General features: G+C 67.0%; 3 protein-coding genes. All 3 read right to left on the bottom strand.

Features of this window, described 5'->3' with window-relative positions; genetic code table 11:
• Window positions 1–842, bottom strand: an 842-nt coding sequence (locus tag WBB14_RS32525) for a c-type cytochrome (protein WP_424243413.1), incomplete at its 3' end; no start/stop codon positions are given.
• Window positions 826–2,178 carry a sulfite dehydrogenase gene (soxC, locus tag WBB14_RS32520; protein WP_424243412.1) on the bottom strand — a complete coding sequence of 451 codons (1,353 nt, stop codon included), beginning with the start codon at window positions 2,176–2,178 and terminating at the stop codon, window positions 826–828. The genes soxC and WBB14_RS32525, both read right to left, overlap by 17 nt.
• Before the next feature lie 133 nt (window positions 2,179–2,311).
• Window positions 2,312–3,511: an NAD(P)/FAD-dependent oxidoreductase gene (locus WBB14_RS32515; protein WP_424243414.1), complete on the bottom strand. Its 1,200-nt coding sequence runs from the start codon at window positions 3,509–3,511 to the stop codon at window positions 2,312–2,314.
• Window positions 3,512–3,516 lie beyond the last annotated feature (5 nt).

The raw sequence follows: 3,516 nt of genomic DNA, 5'->3' as shown, positions 1-3,516 counted from the left end.
GGCTTGGCCGCATCCGCCGCCGTGGCGAGAGTCTGGCTGGCGTGCAGGCGCACGGCGTCGGCATTGCTGCCCGCAGCCCCGGTCAAGGGAGGCGCCAGCGTGTTCGCGCCGCGCACTGGCCCGATCAGGCGGTTCTGCGCCGCGATGTCGCCATGGGCGTTGCGCGCATAGTCCGGCAGCTCGGACGAGACCTTGGCGGCCTCGACACAATTGCTCATGCAGGCCGTGTTCTGCGTATCGGGCTTGTCCGCAAGCAGCCACATGCCATGCTCGCGCGTCATGCCGTTGCGGTTGGGCATGCGCGCCTGCACGTCGGCGATGTTCTTGTCGGAGAGCTCGAAATCCTCGGGCACGATTTCGCCCAGGTTAAGCAGGTAGGCCGTGACGGCGTAGACCTCGTCCGGCGACAGGGTCTTGGGGTTGTCCCAGGGCATGGCGCGATGGATGTAGTCCCACAGCGTGGAGACCGTGCTGACCTTCATCAGCGTGGTGCGCTGCGGCTGGGAATTGCCGGCCAGCGCCGCAACGCGGCCGCTGCGGATGTCATCGGCGGTGGTGCCGCCGACGATAGGAGTGAAGACTTCGTTGCTCTCGCCGAAGCTGCCATGGCAGGACGCGCACTTGCCTTCCCAGATGTCGCCGCCGCGCAGCACCGTGCCGCTGCCAGGCGGCAGGCCCTTGAAATCGGGCCGCACATCGATGTCCCAGGCCGCCACTTCGGCCGGCGTGGCGCCTCGCCCCACGCCCGGGAATTTATCCGCCGCCTCTGCGCCCGGAGCCAGCATCGCCAGCCCCAGGCCCGTACAGGCCAATGCGGCGCGCAGGCTATTCAATGTGGACATTGCTCACTTCTCCGCTCTCGGCCACCCGCCACGATTGAATGCCGTTGTTGTGATAGATGGAGCGCGTGCCGCGCACCTCGCGCAACTGGCCCGAACGCGGCTGGACGTAGCCAGTCTCGTCCTGGGCGCGGCTTTGCAGGATGACGGGTGAACCGTCCCAGACCCAGTCGATATTGAAGCGCGTCAGGCATTTGGCCAGCACCGGCCCTTCCAGCCGCGCCGTGCGCCAGTTGCGGCCGCCGTCGATCGACACATCGACCTGCTTGACCTTGCCGCGGCCCGACCAGGCCAGGCCGGAGATGTTGCAGAAGCCCTTGTCCAGCAGCACCTGCCCGCCCGACGGCGTGGTGATGACGGACTTGCACTCCTGGATCGAGGTGTACTGGCGGTGCAGCCCGCCGGGCATCAGGTCCACGTAGTGGATGGTCTCGTCCTTGGCGTTCCAGGGCTGGTCGCCGACTTCGATGCGGCGCAGCCATTTCACCCACGACACGCCCTGCACGCCCGGCACCACCAGGCGCAGCGGATAGCCGTTCTCGGGCCGCAGCATTTCACCGTTCATGCCCCAGGCCACGATGGCATCGTCCAGCGCCGCTTCCATCGATATGGTGCGCGTCATGCTGGAACCGTCGGCGCCCTCGGCCAGCACGAACTTGCCGCGCTTGAGGTCGGCGCCGCAGTCTTCCAGCAGCACCGAAAGCGGCACGCCGGTGAACTCGCAACAGGACAGCATGCCGTGGGTGTACTGCACCGTCGGAACGGCCGCATTGCCCCATTCCGGGCCGCTGTTGGCGCCGCATTCGATGAAATGGATGCGCGACACGGACGGCAGGCGCATCAGGTCGTCCATGGTGTAGACCTTGGGTTGCGCCACCAGGCCATTGATCATGAAGCGATGCTGCGCCGGGTCGATGTCCACCCAGCCTTGATGATGGCGCTCGAAATGCAGCCCGCTCGGCGTAATGATGCCGAACAGGCCTTGCAAGGGCGCAAAGGCGACCGAGGAGGCGGGCACCCGGGTCAGGCCCGGCGACTGGCGCCGCTGCAGGTTCGCTTCGTACTTCGACGGCACGCCATAGGGCCGCGCGGCGACCGGTTGCCCCAGCGACGTGGTCCAGGGACGCGGCGTCAGGATCATCTCATCGCCCGCCTTCTGCGCCAGCGCGTTGCCCGCCAGTCCGGCGGCCAACGCGGCGCCAGCCGTCTGGAAGCTGCGCAGCAAAAAACCTCGGCGGGTGTCGTCCAGGCCATTGCGGGCAATATCCTGCGCCAGATCGGCGGACACGAAATTCTCGGGCGCCTTGCGCAGGCGTCCCACTTTTGCCTCTCGATCCACCTTTCTCCTCCGTGGGTGTTACCCAGCTTCTTTATTTTCTGTAGTTATATGCAAATTATCTTTGCACATAAAGAAGCCGATTGGCACGCTGCGCCGCAACACCTGGCGGCGGCTACACGGTCAAACAAGGGGATCAACCCAGCATGTCGCCCCAGATTGCCTGGACCCAGGCCTGGGCATCGGGAGTTTCCCTAGCGTTGGGTTCGGCCGACAATCCGCCGGCTCCGGCCACCGGCAGCATGGTCTTCGCGGCGGCGTCGTAGCGATGCACGCTGGCCACGTGCATGACCTCGCGGTCGGAGGTGTAGCTGTAGCAGGTGTTGGCATACAGCGGCAGCGGATTGACGCTGCCGCCGCCAAGCAGGGCCAGCACGGCGGCGGCGCAGGTCTTGCCATGCTGGTTGGCCATGTGGCCGGACTTGGGCATCGCCGGCGCGACCTGGATCGCATCGCCCAGCACATGGATGCCAGGCACGGCGAGCGATTCGAAGGTCAGGAAATCCACCTCGCACCAGGCGCCATTGGCCGTCGCCAGGCCGGCGTCCACCGCGATAGCCGCGGCGCGCATGGGCGGCACCACGTTCAGCACGTCCGCCAGCACGGTTTCGCCCAGTTCAAACTCCACGCTCAGACGGGCGGCATCCACCGCGACCGCCTCGAACTGCGGCGTGTATTCGATGTAGTTCGCGTAGGAATCAGCCCAGGCGCGGCGGAACAGCGCGGCCTTGGACGTGATGTCGGCATTGGCATCGAACACCAGCACCTTGGAGCGCGGCTTGTGCTGCTTGAAGTACCACGCCACCTGGCAGGCGCGCTCGTATGGCGCAGGCGGGCAGCGGTACGGCGCCAGCGGTATGGTCAGCACATAGTTGCCCCCGTCCGACATGGCCTCCAGCTGGCGCCGCAAGGCCGCGGTCTGCGCGCCCGCTTTCCAGGCGTGCAGAATCCGTTCGCGCGCGCCCGGCGCGTCCATGCCATCGATGCGTTGCCACTGCATGTCCACGCCCGGCGAGAGTATCAGCCGGTCATACGACAGCCGTTCACCGCCCGCCAGCCGAACCTGCCGGGCCGCCGCGTCGATGGCGAGCGCCCGGTCGCGCAGCAGGCGCACCCCGTGGCGCGACAGGCCGTCGCGGGCGACGGTGATGTCGGCCATGGACTTGCTGCCGCCCAGTACCAGATTCGATAGCGGGCAGGAGACAAAAGCCGGGTTCTCATCGACCAGCGTGACATCGACGGCGCCTGCGCCCAGCAGCCGCAAATAGCGCGCGGCAGTGGCGCCGCCATAACCTCCGCCCACCACCACTACGTGCGGCTTGGCGGCGCGCGCAATGGGCG

The organism is Achromobacter sp., assembly GCF_049647645.1.
GTDB lineage: Bacteria > Pseudomonadota > Gammaproteobacteria > Burkholderiales > Burkholderiaceae_B > Achromobacter.
Note: the sequence above shows the minus strand (reverse complement) of the source record. Positions and strands in the feature narration are given on the sequence as shown.